The organism is Ensifer sp. LC11, from assembly GCF_001695835.1.
Taxonomy (GTDB): domain Bacteria; phylum Pseudomonadota; class Alphaproteobacteria; order Rhizobiales; family Rhizobiaceae; genus Ensifer.
Genome location: NZ_MBSO01000012.1, coordinates 17081 through 39419, shown reverse-complemented (window position 1 = coordinate 39419; position 22339 = coordinate 17081). Strand labels below are relative to the sequence as shown.

Annotated in this window: 18 protein-coding genes; 7 read left to right on the top strand and 11 right to left on the bottom strand. The window is 63.1% G+C overall.

The window, feature by feature from the left end:
- The first annotated feature begins 23 nt into the window (after positions 1–23).
- On the top strand, positions 24–1721 hold the full coding sequence (gene ade / locus BBX50_RS08885) for an adenine deaminase (RefSeq protein ID WP_065774958.1): 1698 nt from the start codon (positions 24–26) through the stop codon (positions 1719–1721).
- Between the two features lie 111 nt (positions 1722–1832).
- On the opposite strand, the gene aac(6') is transcribed toward ade, so the two are convergent.
- Both aac(6') and BBX50_RS08875 read right to left on the bottom strand, forming a co-directional pair.
- Positions 1833–2297 carry an aminoglycoside 6'-N-acetyltransferase gene (aac(6'), locus tag BBX50_RS08880; protein WP_065774957.1) on the bottom strand — a complete coding sequence of 155 codons (465 nt, stop codon included), beginning with the start codon at positions 2295–2297 and terminating at the stop codon, positions 1833–1835.
- On the bottom strand, positions 2297–3931 hold the full coding sequence (locus tag BBX50_RS08875) for an alpha-glucosidase (protein WP_065774956.1): 1635 nt from the start codon (positions 3929–3931) through the stop codon (positions 2297–2299). Before BBX50_RS08875 ends, aac(6') begins: the two co-directional genes overlap by 1 nt.
- A 166-nt stretch (positions 3932–4097) precedes the next feature.
- On the opposite strand from BBX50_RS08875, the gene BBX50_RS08870 reads away from it, so the two are divergent.
- Positions 4098–5015: a sugar kinase gene (locus BBX50_RS08870; RefSeq protein WP_065774955.1), complete on the top strand. Its 918-nt coding sequence runs from the start codon at positions 4098–4100 to the stop codon at positions 5013–5015.
- Positions 5016–5081: 66 nt separating this feature from the next.
- Here BBX50_RS08870 and der read toward each other — a convergent pair whose 3' ends face one another.
- From der to BBX50_RS08855, 3 genes are all read right to left on the bottom strand, one after another.
- Positions 5082–6509, bottom strand: coding sequence for a ribosome biogenesis GTPase Der (gene der / locus BBX50_RS08865; RefSeq protein ID WP_065774954.1), 1428 nt, complete (start codon positions 6507–6509; stop codon positions 5082–5084).
- A gap of 497 nt (positions 6510–7006) precedes the next feature.
- Positions 7007–7675, bottom strand: a complete 669-nt coding sequence (locus tag BBX50_RS08860) for a tetratricopeptide repeat protein (protein WP_065774953.1) — start codon at positions 7673–7675, stop codon at positions 7007–7009.
- A 175-nt stretch (positions 7676–7850) separates the two neighbouring features.
- The gene (locus BBX50_RS08855) at positions 7851–8438 is read right to left on the bottom strand and encodes an NnrU family protein (RefSeq protein ID WP_065774952.1); all 588 of its coding nucleotides are present in this window, start codon (positions 8436–8438) and stop codon (positions 7851–7853) included.
- Between the two features lie 225 nt (positions 8439–8663).
- Here BBX50_RS08855 and BBX50_RS08850 point away from each other — a divergent pair, with 225 nt between their 5' ends.
- Positions 8664–9671 (top strand): polysaccharide deacetylase, encoded by a 1008-nt coding sequence (locus BBX50_RS08850; RefSeq protein ID WP_065775412.1) that lies wholly within the window; start codon positions 8664–8666, stop codon positions 9669–9671.
- A 21-nt stretch (positions 9672–9692) separates the two neighbouring features.
- Here the strand turns inward: BBX50_RS08850 and sbmA are convergent, their stop codons facing one another.
- The 5 genes from sbmA to glpK all read right to left on the bottom strand — a co-directional run bounded on the left by sbmA (position 9693) and on the right by glpK (position 16019).
- Entirely contained in the window at positions 9693–10952 is a 1260-nt protein-coding gene (gene sbmA / locus BBX50_RS08845) for a peptide antibiotic transporter SbmA (RefSeq protein ID WP_065774951.1), read from the bottom strand.
- Positions 10953–11106: 154 nt separating this feature from the next.
- Entirely contained in the window at positions 11107–12306 is a 1200-nt protein-coding gene (locus BBX50_RS08840) for an MFS transporter (protein ID WP_201723460.1), read from the bottom strand.
- Positions 12307–12455: 149 nt separating this feature from the next.
- Positions 12456–13205, bottom strand: a complete 750-nt coding sequence (map, locus tag BBX50_RS08835) for a type I methionyl aminopeptidase (protein WP_065774950.1) — start codon at positions 13203–13205, stop codon at positions 12456–12458.
- A 101-nt stretch (positions 13206–13306) separates the two neighbouring features.
- Complete coding sequence (locus tag BBX50_RS08830; RefSeq protein WP_244513121.1) at positions 13307–14431, bottom strand: LLM class flavin-dependent oxidoreductase; 1125 nt, start codon at positions 14429–14431, stop codon at positions 13307–13309.
- Between the two features lie 100 nt (positions 14432–14531).
- Entirely contained in the window at positions 14532–16019 is a 1488-nt protein-coding gene (gene glpK / locus BBX50_RS08825; RefSeq protein WP_065774949.1) for a glycerol kinase GlpK, read from the bottom strand.
- A gap of 257 nt (positions 16020–16276) precedes the next feature.
- On the opposite strand from glpK, the gene BBX50_RS08820 reads away from it, so the two are divergent.
- The 3 genes from BBX50_RS08820 to xdhB all read left to right on the top strand — a co-directional run bounded on the left by BBX50_RS08820 (position 16277) and on the right by xdhB (position 21021).
- Entirely contained in the window at positions 16277–17053 is a 777-nt protein-coding gene (locus BBX50_RS08820; protein ID WP_065774948.1) for a 3-hydroxybutyrate dehydrogenase, read from the top strand.
- A 153-nt stretch (positions 17054–17206) separates the two neighbouring features.
- Positions 17207–18682, top strand: a complete 1476-nt coding sequence (gene xdhA, locus BBX50_RS08815; protein WP_065774947.1) for a xanthine dehydrogenase small subunit — start codon at positions 17207–17209, stop codon at positions 18680–18682.
- Positions 18683–18684: 2 nt separating this feature from the next.
- A complete protein-coding gene (xdhB, locus tag BBX50_RS08810) occupies positions 18685–21021 on the top strand; it encodes a xanthine dehydrogenase molybdopterin binding subunit (protein ID WP_065774946.1) in 2337 nt (778 codons plus the stop codon).
- 17 nt (positions 21022–21038) lie between these two features.
- Here xdhB and BBX50_RS08805 read toward each other — a convergent pair whose 3' ends face one another.
- The gene (locus BBX50_RS08805) at positions 21039–21359 is read right to left on the bottom strand and encodes a hypothetical protein (RefSeq protein ID WP_083213601.1); all 321 of its coding nucleotides are present in this window, start codon (positions 21357–21359) and stop codon (positions 21039–21041) included.
- 29 nt (positions 21360–21388) lie between these two features.
- Here BBX50_RS08805 and BBX50_RS08800 point away from each other — a divergent pair, with 29 nt between their 5' ends.
- The gene (locus tag BBX50_RS08800) at positions 21389–22303 is read left to right on the top strand and encodes a LysR substrate-binding domain-containing protein (RefSeq protein ID WP_065774945.1); all 915 of its coding nucleotides are present in this window, start codon (positions 21389–21391) and stop codon (positions 22301–22303) included.
- The last annotated feature ends 36 nt before the right edge of the window (positions 22304–22339 follow it).

Below are 22339 nucleotides of genomic sequence, written 5' to 3'. Positions count from 1 at the left end.
ACAAGAAGAAGTGGAGCTGCCTCATGTCCGAAGCACTGGAACGCTATATCGATCAGGGCGTCGGACGCGAACCTGCCGACATCGTCTTAAAGGGCGGGCGCTTCTTCGATCTCGTGACCGGCGAGCTGGTCGCTTCCGATATCGCAATCTCGGGCGACCGCATCGTCGGCACCTTCGGCAGCTATGAGGGGCGCGAGGAAATCGACATATCAGGCCGCATCGTCGTGCCCGGTTTCATCGACACGCACCTGCACATCGAATCCTCGCTGGTGACGCCGCACGAGTTCGACCGCTGCGTCCTGCCGCTCGGCATTACCACCGTCGTCTGCGACCCGCACGAGATCGCCAACGTGCTCGGCACCGAGGGCATTCAGTTCTTCCTCGATTCCGCACTCGAGACCATCATGGACATCCGCGTCCAACTCTCCTCCTGCGTGCCGGCAACACATCTGGAAACGTCCGGTGCCGACCTGCCGATCGAAAGGCTCCTGCCCTTCCGTCGCCACCCCAAGGTCATCGGCCTTGCCGAGTTCATGAATTTCCCCGGCGTCGTGCACAAGGATCCTGTCTGCCTCGCCAAGCTTGAGGCCTTCCAGGGCGGGCATATCGACGGCCACGCGCCGCTGCTCTCCGGCAAGGATCTGAACGGCTATCTCTCGGCCGGCATCCGCACCGATCACGAATGCACCAGCGCTGAAGAAGCGATGGAGAAGATCCGCAAGGGCATGCACATCCTCGTGCGCGAAGGTTCCGTCTCCAAGGACCTGCATGCGCTGATCCCCATCATCACCGAGCGCCTGTCGCCGCATCTGGCGCTCTGCACCGACGACCGCAATCCACTTGATATCGCCGAACAGGGCCACCTCGACCACATGATCCGCACGGCCATATCAGCCGGCGTCGAGCCGCTGGCGATCTATCGCGCCGCCTCGATCTCGGCTGCGCGCGCCTTCGGACTTTCCGACCGCGGCCTCGTCGCTCCCGGCTGGCGCGCCGACCTCGTGGTCATCGACAGCTTGGAGAACTGCAGGGCTCAGACGGTGTTTTCCGGTGGTCGCCGCGTCACCGACGCCCTCTTTACCACTCGCAAGTTGGTCGATCCCGTCGGGCTCGACAGCGTCAAGGCCGGCCACGTCCATGCCAGCGCCTTCGGTGTGCCCGTCACCGACGGCGATACGTCTGTCATCGGCGTTCTGCCGGGCAAGATCATCACCGAGCACCGCCGCTATCGTCTGCCGGCCGTCGGCAACCAGACCGGCGTCGATCTCGGCCGCGACATCATCAAGGTGGCGGTGATCGAGCGCCACGGCGTCAACGGCAATCATGCCAACGGTTTCGTGCAAGGCTTCGGGTTGAAGAAGGGCGCAATCGCCTCGACCGTCGGCCATGACAGCCACAACATCTGCGTCGTCGGCGTCAACGACGAGGACATGGCGATCGCCGCCAACCGGCTCGGCGAGATCAAGGGCGGCTTCGTCGTCGTCGAGGACGGCAAGGTGACCGGCGAGATCGCGCTTCCGATCGCGGGCTTGATGAGCCTCGAACCCTACGAGTCCGTGCGCGATACGCTGCACCACCTGAGGCAGGCCGCGTTTGCGCTCGGCGCAACGCTGGAAGAACCCTTCCTGCAGCTCGCCTTCCTGCCTCTGCCGGTTATCCCGCACTTGAAGATCTCAGACCGTGGACTGGTCGATGTCGACAAGTTCATGCTGATAGGGTGAGACTAGAGCATCCCTCAAGTGGATTCACGTGAGGCGGAAAGATGCTCTAGAATCAAAGTGCTAGAGCGTCCTTGGTGCGTTCATATGAACGCACGGCGCTCTAGCTTCCCCTCAATTGTCAGCCCCGGCCGCCGACAGTTCCTTGCGGAAATAGACGACCCGTTCTGTCTCCTCGAAGCCGAGCGCCATATGCAGGCTCTGGCTCCTGAGATTGTCCGTTGCCGTGTCCGAGGCAAGTTCCTGGCAGCCTTGGGCCGTTGCCCAGCGTTCCACCGCCGTTATCAGCGCGCGCGCCACACCACGGCGCCGATACCCCGGCAGGACGTAGATCCCTTCAAGAAAGGCGACCGGCGAAGTTTCGCATCCATTGACATAATCCCGGCGGATCGACGCCTCGGCGAAGCCTGCAGCGACACCGGCTTCGTCCTCACAAAGGAAGGACGCGTAGCGCTCGCTCTCGGCAAGGCAGGATTCAACCTCGACGTGATGCTCCGCTTCGGCTGTATCCGGCCAGAGCGCCAGGCGCATCTCGACCCAGCGGCCGATGGTTTCGCCATCCATCAACACTACGCGCATCAGAACGTCCCGCAAAAGGCCGACAAACCGGCAAGCCGAATGCTACCCGCTTCGAGGCGCGCCGCATATCCGGGCAATTCCACGGGCTTCAGGGCATCGGGTGCGAGAAACTCCTGCGGCTCTCGCGTGAGATTGAAGACAAACAGCAGCCGCTTGCCGTCTTTTTCGCGGACGAAGGCCAGAAGATCGCTGTTGCTGTCGAGGAAACGCATCGCGCCATCGCGCAACGCGGGCTGCGATTTGCGGAAGGCGAGTGTCGCCCGGTAATGGCCGAGCACTGTATCGGCTTCCGCTGCCTGCACATCCACCGCGAGGGGCCGGTGTTCGGGGGGCACCGGCAGCCAAGGCTTGCCGCCGGTAAAGCCGGCATTGGGCGCCGCCTCTTCCCAGGCCATTGGCGTCCGGCACCCGTCCCGTCCCTTGTAGGACGGCCAGAAACGGATGCCATAGGGATCGCGCAGGTCTTCGAAGGCAAGCTCCGCCTCCGGAAGTCCCAGTTCCTCGCCCTGATAGAGACAGATCGAGCCCCGAAGGCTGGAAAGCAGCGTGATTGCCAGTCGCGCCACGCTCTCCCGCTCCGCCTCGCTTTGGGCGAAGCGGCTCACATGGCGGGTCACGTCGTGGTTGGAAAAGGCCCAGCAGACCCAGCCGTCAGTGACCGACTTCTGGAAATTCTCGACGCAGCGGCGGATATGGGTTGCGGTGAAATCCGGACCGAGCAGGTCGAAGGTGTAGCACATGTTGAGCTTGTCGCCGCCGCCGGTATAGGCGGCCACGGTCTTCAGCGAGCGGGCGCCGTCGCCCACCTCGCCGACGGTCATGCGTCCCTCGTAGCCGTCGAGCAGCGCCCGGAACCGCCTGAGGAAGGCGACGTTTTCCGGCTGGCTCTTGTCGTAGCGATGATCCTGCATGCCATAGGGATTGACGTCAGGCGCATCGTTGCTGGTCGCATCCGGATCGGGAACGAGCGGCGGATTGTCCCTGAGATGCCGATCGTGAAAATAGAAGTTCACCGTGTCGAGACGGAAACCGTCGACGCCGCGGTCGAGCCAGAAGCGCGCGGCATCGAGCACCGCGTCCTGCACATCAGGAGTGTGGAAATTGAGGTCCGGCTGGGAACCGAGAAAATTGTGCATGTAGTATTGCTTGCGCACCCCGTCCCATTCCCAGGCAGGGCCGCCGAAGATCGACAGCCAGTTGTTGGGCGCCGTGCCATCGGGCTTCGGATCGGCCCAAACATACCAGTCGGCTTTCGAGTTCGTCCGGCTCGACCGGCTGTCGACAAACCAGGGATGGCGGTCCGACGTGTGCGAAATCACCTGATCGATGATCACCTTGAGGCCGAGCCGATGCGCCTCGGCCAGCATTCGATCGAAATCCGAGAGCGTGCCGAACATCGGATCGACATCGCAATAATCAGAGACGTCATAGCCCATGTCGGCCTGTGGCGAGGTAAAGAACGGCGATAGCCAGATCGCATCGACGCCGAGCGAGGCGATGTGCGTCAGCCTGCGGGTGACGCCCTTCAGATCACCGATGCCGTCGTCGTCCGTGTCCTGAAACGAGCGCGGATAGACCTGATAGATCACCGCACCGCGCCACCAGTCCTCACCCGATACCTTGAGAGACGCCATGAATGCCCCCTTGAAGACGATCCGTCGGACAAAGGTGTAGCGTTGCCCGTCGGATCAGTAAACGCCGTCCTGTCCGCTCGGCAACGTCACCGGAAACAATCTCTTGCCGTAAGCGGCGGAGCCCCTTATCCCGTCTCAGGCGAAATTCTGCGCGGGAGGAAAGACGTTGGCCGGAAAGATGCTTGCGATCGGGGAGTGCATGGTCGAGCTCATGCAGGCGGAAGGTGGGCTGCTGCGTAAAGGCTACGCCGGCGACACCTTCAACGCCGCCTACTACGCTCGCCTGTTCATGCCGGCCGACTGGACCGTCGGCTATTGCTCCGCAGTCGGCACCGACACGGTGTCGGACGAAATGCTGGCCTTCATGGCGGAAAAAGAGATCGACACGTCGACCGTGCGCCGGATCGAGAGCCGCTCGGTCGGGCTCTACATGATCCATCTGAAGGACGGCGAGCGCAGCTTCTCCTACTGGCGCTCGCACTCGGCCGCCAAGCTGCTTGCCGACGATGGCGATCATCTGAGAAGCGCGATCGAAACCTCCGACCTCATCCTCTATTCCGGTATCACGCTGGCGATCCTTGCGCCCGATGCGGTGGAAACGCTGCCTTCGGAACTGCGCCGCGCCAAGGCGGCCGGCAAGCTGGTGGTCTTCGACCCCAATATCCGCCCGCGCCTTTGGGACGATGCCGAGCGCATGCGCCGGACGCTGACCGATGGCGCCCGTGCCGCGAGCCTGGTGATGCCGAGCTTCGACGATGAGGTCACGCACTTCGGCGATGCTTCGATCGAAGCGACGATTGCGCGCTACAAGGGCCTCGGCGCGGCCAATGTCGTCGTCAAGGATGGCGAGAAGGGTGTGACGCTCGCCTTCGGCGATGCGCCGATCGAGCACGTGCCGGCAACGCCGGTCGAGCGCGTCGTCGATACCACGAGTGCGGGCGACAGCTTCAACGGCGCCTTCGTCGCCCGTCTTGTCGCGGGTGACAGGCCAGCGCAAGCCGCCGCCTTTGCGGCAAGCGTCGCCGCCGGCGTCATCGGCCATCACGGTGCGCTTGTGGCTCCGGAAAAGCTGCCTGCCGCCTGAGCGGCAGGGTCGCCCAGTTCATCTCAAGGGACGCCATTCCGGACGGAAAACCGTTTCACACTTTTCCTAGCGCCGCTTCTTCGCCTTCGATTCGTAAGGGTTGTCACCCGAACGGAAATGCATGCGGATCGGCACGCCCGGCAGGTCGAAATCATTGCGCAGGCCGTTGATCAGGTAACGCACATAGGATTCCGGCAGCGCATCGGGACGCGTGCACGAGATCATGAAGCCCGGCGGGCGAGCCTTCACCTGCGTCATGTACTTGAGCTTCAGGCGACGGCCGGAGACCGCCGGCGGCGGATGCTGGATCGTCTGCGATTCCAGCCAGCGGTTGAGCCGCGCAGTCGAGATGCGGCGGTTCCAGGTCTTGTCGGTCTCGATGATCGCCTGCATCAACCGGTCGAGGCCATAGCCGGTGTGACCGGAAATCGGCACGGCGCGGATGCCGCGCGCCTGCGGCAGCAGCCGCTCGGTCTTTTCGCGAAGATCGGCAAGCACCGCCTGCCAGTCCTCGACCAGGTCCCACTTGTTGAAGGCAAGCACTGCCGCCCGGCCCTCGCGCAGGACGAGATCGACGATCTGCAGGTCCTGCTTCTCGAATGGGATGGTCGCGTCGAAGACGATGACAACGGTTTCGGCAAAGCGGATGGCCCGCAGCGCATCGGCAACCGAGAGCTTTTCCAGCTTTTCCTGCACCTTGGCCTTGCGGCGCATGCCGGCTGTGTCGAACATCTTGATGGTGCGACCGCGCCAATCCCACTCGACCGAGATGGAATCGCGGGTGATACCAGCTTCGGGGCCTGTCAGCAGTCGGTCTTCGCCGAGGAAGCGGTTGATGAGCGTCGACTTGCCGGCATTCGGACGGCCGACGATAGCCACGCGCAGCGGCTTGGTCTCGTCATAGGCGGCCTCGACCTCTTCACCCTCTTCGTCTCTATCCGTCGGACGCAGATCGATATCGGTCTCGGCCACGTCGTCTTCCGGCGGGAAGGCGCGCTCTTCGCCGATCGCAGCGACGATTGCATCGCGCAGATCGAGCATGCCCTGGCCGTGTTCGGCCGAGATCGGGCAAGGTTCACCGAGGCCGAGCGTGAAGGCATCGTAGAAACCGCCGTCGGAACCGCGCGCCTCGGACTTGTTGGCGACCAGCACCACTGGCTTGCCGCGCCGGCGCAGCATTTCGGCCAGCGTCTCGTCTGCCGGTGTCAGGCCACCCTTGGCGTCGACCAGGAACAGCGAAAGGTCGGCCTCGTCGATCGCGGCCTCCGTCTGCGCCCACATGCGGCCCTGCAGCGTGTCGGGCGCCGATTGCTCGAGACCGGCCGTATCGATGATGCGGAAGCGCAGGTCGATCAGCTTCGCCTCGCCCGGCCGCCGGTCGCGGGTAACGCCCGGCGTATCGTCGACGAGCGCCAGCTTCCTGCCGACCAGACGGTTGAACAAGGTGGATTTGCCGACATTGGGGCGCCCGACGATGGCGACGGTGAAGCTCATGGATCTATCCGTTTCCGCTTGGAGCGCGAAAGCCGATTGGACGACCGCGCTCAAATCTTGTTTTCTGCCGCATCCAGGCGGCGCCAGTTCCGCTAGGAACTGTTCTGATTGTTCTAAGCCGTTCCCAACGCAAAACCGCTGCGCACTTTTGCTGGAACTGCTTGTCTGTCTTGCGCAGTCCCGGACGCAAAACCGCTGCGCACTTTTGCTGGAACTGCGTGTCTGTCTTGCGCAGTCCCGGACGCAAAACCGCTGCGCACTTTTGCTGGAACTGCTTGTCTGTCTTGCGCAGTCCCGGACGCAAAACCGCTGCGCACTTTTGCTGGAACTGCTTGTCTGTCCTACGCAGTCCCGGACGCAAAACCGCTACGCACTTTTGCTGGAACTGCTTTAAATACTTTAGCGCACAACCCCAAGATCGAGATCGATCTCGGGATCATGCGCTGATTCGAACGGGTCATGTACCCGGTTGCCCATCCTTTGGGACGGGCGGAAGCTTACGCCTTGCCGCTGGCAGCGATCACGTCGAGCAGCATCTGGGCACGACCGGAGACGTTGCGCGGGCTCTGCGCGTCGTCAACGATCTGCTGGAACCAAGTCTTGGCCTTGGCGTAGTCGCCGGCCTTGTAGGCTGCAAGCCCGAGCGCCTCGCGTGCCGAATGGCGCATGTTGTTCTGCGGCGTCGTCAGCTGCTCGACCTCGGCCGAGACCTGATCATAGCTTCCGGCATCAACCAGCAGATAGGCGGCGCGCAACCGCGCCGCGTCCTGAATGGCAGCCGGAACGCTGCCGTCCCTGCCGATGGCCGAGAACGCCTTGATCGCCGCGTCCGTCTCGCCCTTCTGCGCCTGAAGCGTTGCAGCGCGCAGACGAGCCAGCACGGGATAGGCGCCGTAGCCGTCCTTCTCCAGAGCGTTCAAGGCCGTCAGTGCCTCGTCTGCCTTGTTCTCCTTGGCAAGGTTCAGCGCCTGCAGGAACGCATCGCCCGACTTCGAGGAGGCGCTGTCCTGCCAATAGTCGTAGCCGACCTTGCCGATGGTGCCGAGAACGATGAGCACGGCGATCGCCACGATAAAGCCGCTAAAGCGGGCCCAGATGCTCTTCATCTGGTCGGAACGCAGTTCCTCATTGACCTCGCGGATAAAGCTGTCGTCTTGGTTCGCCATCTACTGCCCCGGTCTTGCCTGCACTGGTGGGCCGTTCAAACCGCCAAAGACAGGAACAGCACACGATCTCAAACTCTTCGAGCATGTGCGCCACGTCCTTGCGCACGCGCCGCACTCTCATGGATTTTGCGCCTTCTACCCGATTTTGCGGCGCTTGTAAGGGGGCGAACGTTATTTAGCCCATCACCACAGGCGGAACACCGATCAACCATTCGTGCAGCTTCCAGACGAAGAGCACGTAAACGGCGAGACCGATGACAATGGCCAGCACGTCGTTCATAGCCGACTTGAATACCGGCAGAACCCGTTCGCCCGCCCGCTCACGGCGCTTCAGCGAGACGCGCAGGATCACCGCCCAGACGAGAAACGAGCCAAACAGCAGGACGGAGGACGTCTCGCCATTGGCCAGCAGATGCGCCAGCGCCCAGATCTTGATCGACAGCACCTGCGGGTGTTTGACCGCGACGGCGATGCGCCCGGCCGGAAGGAAGCCGGCTGCAAGGAAAATGAAGGCGAAGAGCATCAGGAGAAGCGCGATATGGCGCAGAAACACCGGCGGGTCGTAGAGCATGCCCGTTTCGCTGCTAGCCTGGCCGAAGCCGTAGATGATCAGACAGAGGCCGATGAGGCTGAGGATGGCATAGATCCCCATCCACGCGCCCTTGCCGCGGCTCTCGATGACGCCGGCGCGAAAGCCGGGCGCAACGACGCGAATAAGATGCATGCCGAGGAAGATGATGATGCCGAGAACGAGTATCGCCATGGGTCACCGCTTTTGTTTGAGATATCGGATCAATACAGCACCGACTGTCGGCCTGAACCTGCAGCGGACACTGTAGCGCGTTGATTCGCTACGTAATTCGTTCCTTCGCCTGATTCCGGCGCCGGGAACTATGGAGTAGCCTTGCTGGCGCCTTTTTTCCAGACCGATCAAAGGATTGCCGCATTTTCGAACCATTTGCGACAAAACCAATCATTGCAGTTGATCATGATCCGTATTCCCCTCGCCTTTTCGCTCGCCCTGTTTCCCGCCATTGCCGGGGCTGAACCGTCAACGCCGGCAACGGTTCCGGCTGGCGACAAGCAATTGGTGATCGTTTCCTTCGACGGCGCGCACGACAATGCGCTTTGGGAAAAAAGCCTGGCGATGGCAAAGCGCACCGGCGCGCATTTCACTTACTTCCTCTCCTGCACCTTCCTGATGACCCGAGCGGACGGCAAGGCAATCTACAGGCCGCCGGGCCAGAAGCCCGGCCGCTCCAATGTCGGTTTTGCCCAGAGCCGGGAGGAGATCGCGGCTCGCGCCGGCCACATCTGGCAGGCGCATCTCAATGGCCACGACATTGCCAGCCACGCCTGCGGCCATTTCGACGGCAAGGGCTGGAGCAAGGCCGACTGGCTGAGCGAGTTTGCGACCTTCAATGCGGCCCTCAGCGACGCCTGGAAGAAGGCCGGCAAGCCCGAGGCGGAACCCGCGGGCTGGGCCGAGTTCGCAAGGACCGGCATCAAAGGCTTCAGAGCCCCCTATCTGTCGCTGAGCGACGGCCTGCTGCCCGCCCTGACAGCCGCGAAATTCACCTATGACGCGAGCCTGGTGACCAAGGGCCCGGGCTGGCCGAGCACGAAAGAGGGGATGCCGCGTTTCGGCTTGCCTCTGATCCCCGAAGGCCCGTCGCGGCGCCCCGTCATCGGCATGGACTACAATCTCTTCGTCCGTCATTCGATGGGTGTCGAGAACAAGAAGGACAGCGCGCGTTTCGAGGAACGCACCTACGAGGCTTACCGAAAAGCCTTCGACCGCGAATATGCCGGCGACCGCATTCCGCTGCAGCTCGGCTTTCATTTCGTCGAGATGAACGGTGGCGCCTATTGGCGCGCGCTCGACCGCTTGCTGAGCGAAGTCTGCGGCAAGCCCGACGTCGCCTGTGTCAGTTATGCCCAGGCATTGCCGATGATAGAACAGGCAAAAAAGAAGGCGGATCGCTCCGCCTTCTGATTGCTACCCGTTCGGACTGGCTCAGGCCAGCTCCTCTTCGCCGCCGACCTCGATGAACTTCTTGTCGATTTCGGGCAGTGGCTCATCATCGATCGTCGCCTCGAAGGCACGCAGGCGCTTGTAGATCGACAAGAGCTCAACGATCGTCGGCCACGAAGAAACCAAGTACTGAAACGACGAGGTGACCTGTCCGAAAGCACCGGAGATTTGGTTCAACGCACCGAGCGTGATCTTTCCGGCGATGATCGAGGGCGCCAGGATCAACAGCGAAAAGATACCGTTGATCTGCAAGTAGAAAATGCGGGCGATATTGAAGTACAGATAGTGGAAGTAGAGCCGGAAATAGTTCCGGCGAACGTTTTGAAATAGATCGGCTACCGTCGGCGGCTGGGCGCGATCGGCGTGATCCTCACCATAGACCAACTCCTTGCGGTAGGCCGCTTCGACACGCTGGTTGCGGAACTCCAGGCCCGGCAGCTTCATACCAACGAGCGCCAGGAACACCGTACCGAACAGCGACCAGAGCACCGCGGCCGTCACGAGTGGATAGGGGACAACGCCGACGATCGGCAGTTCGCTCACATGCGCCTCAAGCCGGATCAGGACCGGCGTAAACGCAATCAGCGTCATCACGCTGTCGATCAGGCTAACGCCAAGACCTTCTACTGTCGTGGAAAAGCGCATCGTGTCTTCCTGCACACGCTGCGACGCGCCTTCGATATGGCGCAGCTTGCCCCAGTGGGTCATGTAGTATTCGTTCATCGCCGTGCGCCAGCGGAAGATGTAATGGCTGACGAAAAAGCGGGTTATGACCGCGACGGCGACGGCAACCATGGCAATGCCGAGAAAGACGGCAATCTCTCCGTAGAACTCCGCCGCGCTCACCACCTTCGTCTTCGAGACGATTGCCTGGATCAGATCCCAGAACGGCCCATACCAATTATTGATCGCGACGCTGACCTGCACCTGAAAATAGGTGACGAAGAGAATGAGGGCGGATCCCAGGATCGACCAGTTCTGCCAGGGATGTGGTGAGTAAACATACCAGAACGCCGCGAATAACCCGACCACCAGCGCGAAGTAGAGATAGAACCAGAGGAAGGCGGGCGACCAGAAGGCTGAAATGCCGGTGATCGGCGGCGCATCCGACGGCAGAGGCGGCATCCCGAAGACGGCACCCAGCTGTTCGCCCCCACCATACCAGACGGCAACGGCGACCAGTGACCAGACGACAAAGGAAATGAAAAAGAGCTTCGGCTTCGGAAAGAAGGATAGGAACAAGTGCGGCACTCTCGTTTCGGAGGAGACGAACTACTCGCCTCCCGAAGCGCCGAAACTAGGGCAAAGCGCCTTCGCCAACAATCGGGTAATGTAAACGTTACTGTTATTTCATCCGATCGAACGGCTGTGCCAGAGGCACGCTTTTCGCCGTCACTCAGGACCGCAGCGCCGCGGAAATCCGCTTCAGCTCGACGACGATGACCCCGCCGCAGAAGAAGAGAACGACGGCCGCAATCAGGGTCGGCGCGGCAAAGCTTCCGGTGCGCTCCGCAAGCCAGCCGGCAACGAGCGGCCCGATGATCTGGCCGATGCCGAAGGCGGCGGTCATCAGGGCCAGCGCCTTGCGCGGGCTTTCGGGCGCGAGCTGTCGGCCGATCTGCAGGCCATAAGCCGTGATCATCATGAAGGTCGCGCCCAGCATCAGCCCGCCGGCAAGCGGCGCATAGGGCAAGGGCAGGCCGACTGTCAGCACCAATCCCACCGCCTCGACCAGGAGGCCGATCGCATAAACACCGGCGAGGCCGAAACGCCGTACGGCGAAGCGCCAGAGATAGACGGAAAGTGCTGCGGCAAGCCCCGTCAGCAGCCAGGCCAGAAACTCGATGCTGTGGCCGCCGCTGGCGTCGCCCGCCATGGCGACGAGGAAAGTGGCGGTGATCACATAACCGAAGCCGAAGAGCGCGTAGGTGAACGTCACCACCGTCAGAGGCCGGGTCCAGCGAAGCGGCTTTTCCCGAACGACGCCGCCGCCGGAGGAAGGAACGCCCGGCAGGAGGGCAGCAACGAAGATGGTGCCGATCAGCCCGACCAGGGCGCCGATAAACCAGTCGCCCTCAGACATCGAAAGCCCGGCGTGACCGGCCAGCGGGCTGGCCCAGACGCAGAGCGAGGAGAACGCGATGCCGAGGCCGACACCACCGAAATGCGCCGCCGGCACATGTTCGGAACGCGCCAGCAGACCATGCCCAAGCACGATCCCGGAGATGAAGATCATCGCAAAGGCGCTGGCGAGCCCGGCTAGGAACCGGATGAGGGCCAGCACGAAAACGGAGGACGAAAGCCCCATCGCCGCCAAAAGCATTGTCGTAGCGACGAGCGCCGCCAGGCCAATGCGGCGCTCATACCCATGCGCCCAGCCATAGGCAGCGAGAATGGCGCCGGCGAGGTAGCCGACGAAATTGGCCGACGCGATGAGCCCCGCATCACCAGCAGACAGGCCGAGATCAGCCATCATCGCCGGCAGGATGGGTGTGTAGGAAAAGCGACCGAACCCCATGGCGACGGCCATGGCAATGGCGCCGGCGGTTGCCGTGGCGGCGATATTGGTCTGAAGCGGTCTGTCGAGCGTGGTCATGCCGCTTTATTGCACCGCAACACGGCGGGCCACAAACGACAATAATTGAAGGACCTATTGAAGAAATCGAACGATCGTCGTTTTCAATGGGTTACAGCGGTCGCACGGCCATAGCCGCCTGCAACGTCGGACGGCAAGTCGGCGTTGCGTCAACCCGGCAGCGTCACCACCAGCGGACCGCCGCGCGTCACCACGACCGTATGCTCGTACTGCACGGTCGGCGCACGCGGATCGCTGTAGAGCGTCCAGTCGTCGTTGCCGCCTTCGGCCCATTGCGCGCCCATCGACAGGAAAGGCTCGACGGTGAAGACCATGCCATCGGTCATCCGCCGGCGCTCGCGCGGATCGGGCCAGGTGGCGATCTCGGTCGGCTCCTCGTGCAGCGAACGGCCGATGCCGTGGCTCGCGAGATTGGTGACGAGCGAATAGCGGTTCTTGCGGGCGAAGTCGCCGATCGCGTTGCCGATGGCCGCCAGCGGCTGGTCGGGCCGCACCTGCTTCAGGCCCACCCACATTGCCCGCTTGCCGTCGCGGCAGAGCCGATCGATGGCGGCGGTGACCGGCGGCACCGGAAATGAGGCACCGGTGTCGGCGAAAATACCGTCCTTCTCCGCCGAGACGTCGATATTGACGAGATCGCCGGCCTTGATCACCCGGCTGCCCGGAATGCCGTGGGCGATTTCCTCGTTGACGCTGATGCAGGTGGCGCCAGGGAAATTGTAGCAGAGCTCAGGCGCCGAACGCGCACCGGCTTCTTCCAGCACCTTGCGGCCGATCGCGTCCAGTTCCGCCGTGGTGATGCCGGGTTCCAGCGCCTCGCCCATGGCCTCCAGCGCATTGGCGCAGATGCGGCCGATTTCCTTCAGCCGCAGCAGGTCTTCTTCGTTGTTGAGGGTCATCCGTGTCTCGCTTTCGCGCTCACATGTAGCGTGTCGTTGCGCGTTACGCCAGCACCGAGCGGGACGGCCGGGGGCAAACATCGCCCCCGGTCCTCGAGCGATCAGACGGCGGCCGGAGCCGCAGCCTTCTCTTCCGCCACCGCCTTGCGCACCAGCGGCGCCACCTTGGTGCCGTAAAGCTCGATGCCGCGCATGATCTGGTCGTGCGGCATCGGGCCGATGGCCATCTGCAAGAGGAAGCGATCGTTGCGGAAGACCTTCCAGTTCTCGACGATCTTCTCGGCCACCGTTTCCGGATCGCCGAGGAAGAGGTTACCGGCAGGGCTGCGGGCCTGGTCGAAATGCGTCCGGTTGGTCGGCCCCCAGCCGCGCTCGCGGCCGATGCGGTTCATCACCTCGGCCTGCGGCCCGTAGAACTGGTCGGCGGCAAGATCGGTCGTATCGGCGATGAAGCCATGCACGTTGATGCTGGTTTTCAGCTTGGCCGCATCCTGGCCGGCGCGGCGCGCGGCCTCGCGGTAGAGGTCAAAGAGCGGCGCGAACCGGCGCGGTTCGCCGCCGATGATCGCAAGCGCCACCGGCAGGCCGAGCGCGCCCGCGCGCGCCACCGATTGCGGCGTGCCGCCGACGGCGATCCACAGTGGCAACGCGTCCTGCAGCGGCCGCGGATAGACGCCGCGATCATTGATCGCCGGCCGCATCTCGCCCGACCACGTGACCTTCTCGCTGTCGCGCAGGGCGATCAAGAGATCGAGTTTCTCGGCAAAGAGCTGGTCGTAGTCGTCGAGCGACTGGCCGAAGAGCGGGAAGGACTCGATGAAGGAGCCGCGGCCGGCCATGATTTCGGCGCGGCCATTGGAGATCAGGTCCAGCGTCGAGAACTGCTGAAAGACGCGCACCGGATCGTCGGAGCTTAGGACCGTCACGGCGCTGGTCAGCCGGATGGTCTTCGTCCTCGCGGCCGCCGCCGCGAGGATCACGGCCGGCGCGGAGGCTGCATAGTCAGGGCGGTGATGCTCGCCAAGCCCGAAGACGTCGAGGCCCACCTGATCGGCAAGCTCGATCTCTTCGAGCAGATCGTTGAGCCGGCGCTGCCCCTCCCTGCCCTTGTCTGCCGCGTTCGGATCGACATCCGCGAATGTGTAAAGCCCCGAGTTCCATGATGCCCGTCCTGTTTCTGTTGTGACAACAGATAGTTGGCGCGCGGCTGGGCAGCAAATGCTCATCCGGGAAACGCTGTGTTTCCCGGATGAGCATGATTGCGTCGTGTGTCAGATCGTGGACAAGACTGGATGCTCAGGGCGAACCGTCCGCACATTGGCACTCTTAGCTCAACGTGCGCTTGACGGCATTGCGCCAGCCTTTGAGCTTGGTCTTGCGCGTCTTGTCGTCCATGGCCGGCTCGAAGCGGCGGTCGCGCGCCCAGGACTTGGCGAACTCTTCCTGCCTCGGCCAGACGCCGGCGCGGCTGCCGGCAAGCCAGGCGACGCCGAGCGCGGTCGTTTCCAGGATGACGGGCCGATCGACCGGCGCGTCCAGCAGGTCGGAAAGCCGCTGCATCGTCCAGTCGGAGGCGACCATACCGCCATCAACGCGCAGCACCGTTTCCTTGCCGTCGTTGCGCCAGTCCTTGTGCATCGCCTCAAGCAAGTCGCGCGTCTGGTAGCAGACGGCTTCAAGCGCAGCGCGCGCGAATTCCGCCGGACCGGTGTTGCGGGTCATGCCGAAGATCGCGCCGCGCGCGTCCGGATCCCAGTGCGGCGCACCGAGACCGGTGAAGGCCGGCACCAGATAGACCTCCTGCGTCGGATCGGCACTTTCGGCCAGTGTCCCGGTGTCGGGTGCTGCCTTGATCACCTTCAGCCCGTCGCGCAGCCATTGCACGGCGGCACCGGCCACGAAGATCGAGCCTTCGAGCGCATAGGTCGTCTCGCCATCAAGCCTGTAGGCAATCGTCGTCAGCAGCCGGTTTTTCGAGCGCACCATGTCCTTGCCGGTGTTGAGCAGCGCGAAGCAGCCGGTGCCATAGGTGGATTTCAGCATGCCCGGCTTGAAGCAGGCCTGGCCGATGGTCGCGGCCTGCTGGTCGCCGGCAACGCCGAGGATCGGGATGGCGGCGCCGAAGATTGCCGGATCGGTGACGCCGAAATCGGCGGCACAATCCTTGACCTCCGGCAGCATGGCACGCGGTACCTTCAGGATCTTCAGAAGCTCGTCGTCCCACGCGTTCTCGGCAATGTTGTAGAGGAGCGTGCGCGAGGCATTGGTCGCGTCGGTCACGAAGGACTTGCCGCCGGTCAACCGCCAGATGAGGAAAGTGTCGATGGTGCCGAAGCAGAGCTCACCCTTGGCGGCACGCCCCTGCGCCTTATCGACATTGGCCAAGAGCCAGTTAAGCTTGGTGCCGGAGAAATAGGGATCGAGCAGCAGACCGGTCTTCCTGGTGAAGGTCTTTTCGAGCCCCTGCTTCTTCAGCCCGTCACAATAGGAGGCGGTGCGGCGGTCCTGCCAGACGATGGCATTGTGGATGGGATTGCCGGTTTCGCGATCCCAGACGACGACGGTCTCGCGCTGATTGGTGATGCCGATGCCTGAAAGATCGCCGGCGGTGATGCCCGCCTTGGCGATCGCGTCCTTAACGGTTGAAAGCACGGTCTGCCAGATTTCCTCGGGGTCGTGCTCGACCCAGCCGGATTTCGGGAAGTGCTGCTTGAATTCCTTCTGGCCGGCACCGGCAATCTGCTGCCGGCCGTCGAAGACGATCGCCCGGCTCGAGGTCGTACCCTGATCGATTGCGAGAATATATCCGCCCATATGCCCCTCCCCGGCCACACGCATGTCTGTTCACCCTGCCTTACGGGCGGGATGTCATTTCGAAAACTTCAATACGATGGCAAAACGAATGTCAAACGAAAACAAAACGCAAGCAACTGGCTTCACCATTCCCCGTCTCAACTCTGTGGCCGCAAGCTCAAAAACACAATTGTCAGCGCCGCGGTTTTACGCGTAGGCTGGCGCTGTTGCGCCGCAACAAAAGGCAGTCCGCGGCGCCGCAAAGGGAGAGAGCAGCAATGACGAAAACAGCGGTCATCACCGGTTCGACGAGCGGCATCGGGCTTGCGATCGCCAAGGCCTTCGCCAAGGGCGGTGCCAACATCGTGCTGAATGGCTTCGGCAGCGCTGATGAGATCAGACAAGCGACGGACGAGGTCAGCGCACTGACGAGCGGGACGGTCCTCTATCACGGCGCCGACATGACGAAGCCAGCCGAGATCGCCGACCTGATCGCCACCGCGACGACGCGCTTCGGCAACGTCGATATCCTCGTTAACAATGCCGGCATTCAATATGTCGAAAAGGTCGAGGATTTCCCGATCGAGCAATGGGACCGCATCATCGCGATCAACCTCTCCTCCTCCTTCCATACCATTCGCGCCGCCATTCCCGGCATGAAGGCCAAAGGTTGGGGCCGCATCATCAACATCGCCTCCGCTCACGGCCTTGTCGCCTCGCCGTTTAAGGCGGCGTACGTGGCGGCCAAGCACGGGGTGCTCGGCCTGACGAAGACCGTGGCGCTCGAAGTCGCCGAAAACGGCATCACCGCGAACTCGATCTGCCCGGGCTACGTGCTGACGCCGCTCGTCGAAAAGCAGATCCCCGATCAGGCACGCACCCGCGGCATCACCGAGCAGCAGGTGATCAACGACGTGATGCTGAAGGGCCAGCCAACCAAGAAGTTCATCACGGTCGAGCAGGTCGCCGCCCTCGCCGTCTATCTTGCCGGCGACGATGCGGCGCAGGTCACCGGCACCCACGTGTCGATGGACGGCGGCTGGACCGCGCAGTAGCGGGCGAAATCACTGAAGACGGCAGCGCACTTGATGAGGCGCGCGCCGCCAGGATGGCGCGCAAAAGTCCGTTCGGCCCTTTGCTTTTCCGCATAACCACCTAAGATCAAAGTGATTTCAGGTAATATGCTGTAGCCGCAGGGAATGAATGGCATGCCCCAGCCGAACGGAAGCATCAGCTTCATCCTCAACGATCGCGAGGTCGCGCTTTCCGACATCGCGCCGACCACGACACTGCTCGACTATCTGAGGCTCGAGCGCCGGCTGACCGGCACCAAAGAAGGCTGTGCCGAGGGTGACTGCGGCGCCTGCACCGTGCTCGTCGGCAGGATTGCGGGCGACAGGCTCGTCTATGAAAGCGTCAATGCCTGCATCCGCTTCCTCGGCTCGCTACAGGCAACCCATGTCGTCACGGTCGAACACCTTGCCGGCCAGGACGGGACGCTGCATCCGGTGCAGCAGGCGATGGTCGATTTCCACGGCTCGCAATGCGGCTTCTGCACGCCAGGCTTCGTCATGTCACTCTATGGCCTCTGGCTCGCAAACGACGATCCTGATCGAGCCGACATCGAAAAAGCGCTGCAGGGCAACCTCTGTCGTTGCACCGGCTATGAGCCGATCGTGCGCGCCGCCGAAGCGGCTGCACAGGCGCGTCCCTCCGACATCTTCGACCCGATTGCGAAAGAACGCGAAACGATCACCGCCCGGCTGAAGGCACTGGCGCCAACCGAAACGATCACCATCCGCCAGGGCGACAACTGTCTGATCGTGCCTGCCGACGGCGACGGCCTGGCGGCGGTGCTTGCCGACAACCCGGGGGCGACCGTGGTTGCCGGTTCCACCGATGTCGGCCTCTGGGTGACCAAGCAGATGCGGCCGATCAACCCGGCTATCTTTATCAACGGCATCGCCGAACTGCAGCGCATCGAAGAGACCGAGGCGGGTCTGACGATCGGCGCCGGCGTCAGCTACACCATGGCCTATGCCGCACTTGGCAAAGCTTTTCCCGGCTTCGGCCCGCTGATCAACCGGATCGGCGGCGAGCAGGTGCGCAACATGGGCACGATCGGCGGCAACATCGCCAACGGTTCGCCGATCGGCGACAGCCCGCCGCCCCTGATCGCGCTCGGCGCCACCGTGACGCTGCGCTCGACCAAGGGCCGGCGCACGCTGCCGCTCGAAGCGTTCTTCGTCGCCTACGGCAAGCAGGACCGCCAGCCGGGCGAATTCGTCGAAAGCGTCTTCGTGCCGCACCTGCCGGAGGGGGACCTCTTCGCCGCCTACAAGATCTCCAAGCGTCGCGACGAGGACATTTCCGCTTTGCTCGGCGCCTTCCGCCTGTCGGTGGAAGCCGGCGTTGTCCGGGCCGCGCGCATCGCCTTCGGCGGCATGGCCGCCACGCCGAAGCGTGCGACGAACGTTGAGGCCGCGCTCACCGGCAAACCCTGGAACGAGGAAACGGTCCGCGCGGCGCAACCAGCTTTTGAAACCGATTACCAGCCGCTCACCGACTGGCGCGCCACCAGCGACTACCGCATGCTGGCAGCGAAGAACCTGTTGATGCGCTTCTTGCTGGAGAGCGGCGGAGAGTCTGCGCAGCTTGTGCGCTTTGCTGCGGGAGAGAAATAGCCATGGACAAGTCCACCTTCGAGGAACGCAAGGCAATCAGCGGCGAAATGCACGCCCCGCAGCGTCACGACAGCGCCCACAAGCATGTGGCAGGCACCGCCGACTACATCGACGACATGCCCGAACCCGTGGGCACCCTGCATGGCGCACTCGGCATGACGGACCGCGCCCATGCGGAAATCACCGCGATGGACCTCTCGGCCGTCGCCGCCGAGCCCGGGGTCGTCCTGGTGCTGACGGCCAGGGACATGCCGCACTCCAACGACATCAGCCCCAGCCACCTGCACGACGAGCCGGTTCTTGCCGATGGTCTCGTCCAGTTCCACGGTCAACCGGCCTTTGCCGTCATCGCCGAGACCCGCGACATCGCCCGCCGGGCGGCGAGGCTGGCGAAGATCACCTATCGCGACCTGCCGCATTTCACCGACATCCTTGACGCCGTCGCCCATGGCGGCCAACTCGTCACCCAGCCTTTGACCCTGCAGCGTGGCGACGCTGAAGCCGAACTGGAGAAGGCGCCGCGGCGCTTGAAGGGCAGCATGCGCGTCGGCGGCCAGGAGCATTTCTACCTCGAGGGCCATATCGCCCTTGCCATTCCCGGTGAGGACGACGAGGTCACCGTCTGGTCCTCGACCCAGCACCCGAGCGAGATCCAGCACATGGTTTCGCACGTGCTCGGCGTCCCCTCGAATGCGGTGACCGTGAATGTGCGCCGCATGGGCGGCGGCTTCGGCGGCAAGGAAACCCAAGGCAACCAGTTCGCAGCGCTCGCAGCTGTCGCCGCCAAAAAGCTCAACCGCGCCGTCAAGTTCCGCCCCGACCGCGACGAGGACATGACGGCGACCGGCAAGCGCCACGACTTTCTCGTCGACTACGATGTCGGCTTCGATGACGAAGGCCGCATCCATGCGGTCCAGGCAAACTATGCGGCGCGCTGCGGCTATTCGTCGGACCTCTCCGGCCCGGTGACCGACCGGGCGCTGTTCCACGCCGACAGCTCCTATTTCTACCCGCATGTGAAGCTCACCTCGCAGCCGCTGAAGACCAACACCGTGTCGAACACCGCCTATCGCGGCTTCGGCGGGCCTCAAGGGATGGTCGGCGGCGAACGCATCATCGAGGAGATCGCCTACCAGCTCGGCAAGGACCCGCTCGAAATCCGCAAGCTGAACTTCTACGGCGAAAAGGGTTCCGGCCGGGACGTCACCCCTTACCACCAGCAGGTCGAAGACAATATCATCGCGCAGATCGTCGCCGAACTGGAAGAGAGCGCCGACTATCAGGCACGCCGCCAGGCGATCCTCGACTTCAACCGCACGAGCCGCGTGATCCGCAAGGGCATCGCGCTGACGCCGGTGAAGTTCGGCATCTCCTTTACGCTCACCGCCTTCAACCAGGCCGGTGCTCTGGTGCATATCTATCAGGACGGCTCGATCCACCTGAACCATGGCGGCACCGAGATGGGCCAGGGCCTCTATATCAAGGTGGCGCAGGTGATCGCCGACAGTTTCCAGGTCGACCTCGACCGCGTGCGCATCACCGCGACGACGACAGGCAAAGTGCCGAACACCTCTGCAACCGCCGCCTCCTCAGGCTCCGACCTCAACGGCATGGCGGCTCATGACGCGGCACGCCAGATCAAGGAACGGCTGGTCAGCTTTGCCTGCGAACGCTGGCAGACGACGCCAGAGAATGTCAGCTTCGTGCCGAACCACGTGAAGATCGGCGAGGAACTCGTCCCCTTCCCCGAATTCATCAAGCAGGCCTATATGGGCCGCATCCAGCTTTCCGCCGCCGGCTACTACAAGACGCCGAAGATCCACTGGGACCGCGCCAGTGGCCGCGGCACGCCGTTCTATTATTACGCCTACGGCGCCTCGGTTTCGGAGGTGTCGATCGACACTTTGACCGGCGAATACATGGTCGATCGCGTCGACGTGCTGCATGATGTCGGCCGTTCGCTCAACCCGGCGATCGACATCGGCCAGATCGAGGGCGGCTTCGTGCAGGGCATGGGCTGGCTGACGACGGAAGAACTCTGGTGGGACGACAAGGGCAGGTTGCGCACCCACGCGCCCTCCACCTACAAGATCCCGCTCGCCTCCGACCGGCCGAAGATCTTCAACGTCAAGCTTGCCGAATGGTCGAGCAACGTCGAGAAGACCATCGGCCGCTCCAAGGCGGTGGGAGAGCCGCCCTTCATGCTGCCGATCTCGGTTTTGGAAGCGCTGTCGATGGCGGTAGCGAGTGTTGCGGATTATCGCGAGTGCCCGCGCCTCGATACGCCGGCAACACCGGAGCGTGTGCTGATGGCCGTCGAACGTCTTAGGAACGCCTGACGGCCATCGATCCTGGATTAGATTCGCGGCAGTTCATCGATCTTAAAAACGCGGTGAGAGTCCGCCATAGCCACCTCGTCGTCTTCATGGGCGCCGCGGCCGTCCATGAAACCCATATCTCTCTTGATGTGATCGGAGAGCGCGCCGACATCCAGCATGGGCTTCGGAGCAACGAGGCCGCCGAAGAGAGCAGCGGTGAGCCGGACGATCGGCTCGATCGAGAGAAATGGTTTTCTTTCAGTATGTTCGAAAGTATCGCAAGTCATTTCAGCACCTGTTCGTCTTGGGAAGTTGACTTGAAGGATGCCGTGGAGGAGGATCGAAATCCAATCGAACATCCGTCTGCATGCATCAAGAGAACTTATCCATGAAGATGTCGAAGCAGTTTCCGCTGAATGCGCTCCGGGTCTTCGAAGCGGTCGCAAGGCTCGGCAGCTTCACCAAGGCCGGCGCAGAGCTCGGCATGACCCAGACGGCCGTTAGCTACCAGATTAGGTTGATCGAGGAGAATGTCGGCGAGCCGCTGTTCCTGCGCCGCCCCCGGCAGATCTCGCTGACGGATGTCGGCCAGCGCATGGCGCCACGCGTGACCGAAGCCTTCGAGATGCTGCAGGAGGCCGTCTCCAACGCCCGCGGCGACATCGACAGTGCGCTTTTGATCAGTTCGACGCCGACCTTCGCTTCGCAATGGCTCGCCCGCAACATCGGCAGCTTCCAGCTCGCTCATCCCAACATTGCCGTCCGGCTGACGACGAGCGATGCGCTCACCGATTTTACCCGCGAGCCTGCCGATCTCGCCATCCGTTCGGGCTCCGGCATCTGGCCCGGCCTCGACACGCATCCGCTGATGCGCGTCGAGTTCAGCCCGATGCTGAGCCCGGCGCTTGCCGAAACCATCGGCGGCGTACACGAGCCGCGCGACCTCCTGAAGCTCAGGATCATCGATGCCGGCGACCCCTGGTGGCCGATGTGGTTCAAGGCGGCCGGCGTCGACGATCCCGATCTCGAGGGACGGCCGCACAGCCGGCTTGGCGCACAAACCTTCGAGGCGCGCGCCGCCATCGCTGGCCAGGGCGTCGCCATTCTGACACCGGAGTTCTACCCCGATGACGTGGCGCTCGGCCGTCTTTACCAGCCCTTTGATCTGCGCTGCAGCGACGGCTGCGACTACTGGCTCGCCTATCCGCACGCCCGGCGCAACACGCCGAAGATCCGGATCTTCCGCGACTGGATCCTCGGCGAACTCTGCCCGCCGGTATTCCTGCAAGCAAATAGAGCTTGAGGAGCCACAAAGCCCCCTTTTCCGCTCCGTTGTTTT

Coding starts and splice junctions, on each gene's coding strand:
- der (WP_065774954.1), bottom strand. CDS start 6,509: ATGAGCTTCACCGTCGCCATCGTCGGGCGCCCCAATGTCGGCAAATCC.
- xdhB (WP_065774946.1), top strand. CDS start 18,685: ATGGACAAGTCCACCTTCGAGGAACGCAAGGCAATCAGCGGCGAAATG.
- BBX50_RS08840 (WP_201723460.1), bottom strand. CDS start 12,306: ATGACCACGCTCGACAGACCGCTTCAGACCAATATCGCCGCCACGGCA.
- BBX50_RS08800 (WP_065774945.1), top strand. CDS start 21,389: ATGAAGATGTCGAAGCAGTTTCCGCTGAATGCGCTCCGGGTCTTCGAA.
- BBX50_RS08820 (WP_065774948.1), top strand. CDS start 16,277: ATGACGAAAACAGCGGTCATCACCGGTTCGACGAGCGGCATCGGGCTT.
- BBX50_RS08850 (WP_065775412.1), top strand. CDS start 8,664: ATGATCCGTATTCCCCTCGCCTTTTCGCTCGCCCTGTTTCCCGCCATT.
- ade (WP_065774958.1), top strand. CDS start 24: ATGTCCGAAGCACTGGAACGCTATATCGATCAGGGCGTCGGACGCGAA.
- glpK (WP_065774949.1), bottom strand. CDS start 16,019: ATGGGCGGATATATTCTCGCAATCGATCAGGGTACGACCTCGAGCCGG.
- BBX50_RS08830 (WP_244513121.1), bottom strand. CDS start 14,431: ATGAGCATTTGCTGCCCAGCCGCGCGCCAACTATCTGTTGTCACAACA.
- map (WP_065774950.1), bottom strand. CDS start 13,205: ATGACCCTCAACAACGAAGAAGACCTGCTGCGGCTGAAGGAAATCGGC.
- BBX50_RS08875 (WP_065774956.1), bottom strand. CDS start 3,931: ATGGCGTCTCTCAAGGTATCGGGTGAGGACTGGTGGCGCGGTGCGGTG.
- BBX50_RS08855 (WP_065774952.1), bottom strand. CDS start 8,438: ATGGCGATACTCGTTCTCGGCATCATCATCTTCCTCGGCATGCATCTT.
- xdhA (WP_065774947.1), top strand. CDS start 17,207: ATGCCCCAGCCGAACGGAAGCATCAGCTTCATCCTCAACGATCGCGAG.
- BBX50_RS08860 (WP_065774953.1), bottom strand. CDS start 7,675: ATGGCGAACCAAGACGACAGCTTTATCCGCGAGGTCAATGAGGAACTG.
- BBX50_RS08805 (WP_083213601.1), bottom strand. CDS start 21,359: ATGTTCGATTGGATTTCGATCCTCCTCCACGGCATCCTTCAAGTCAAC.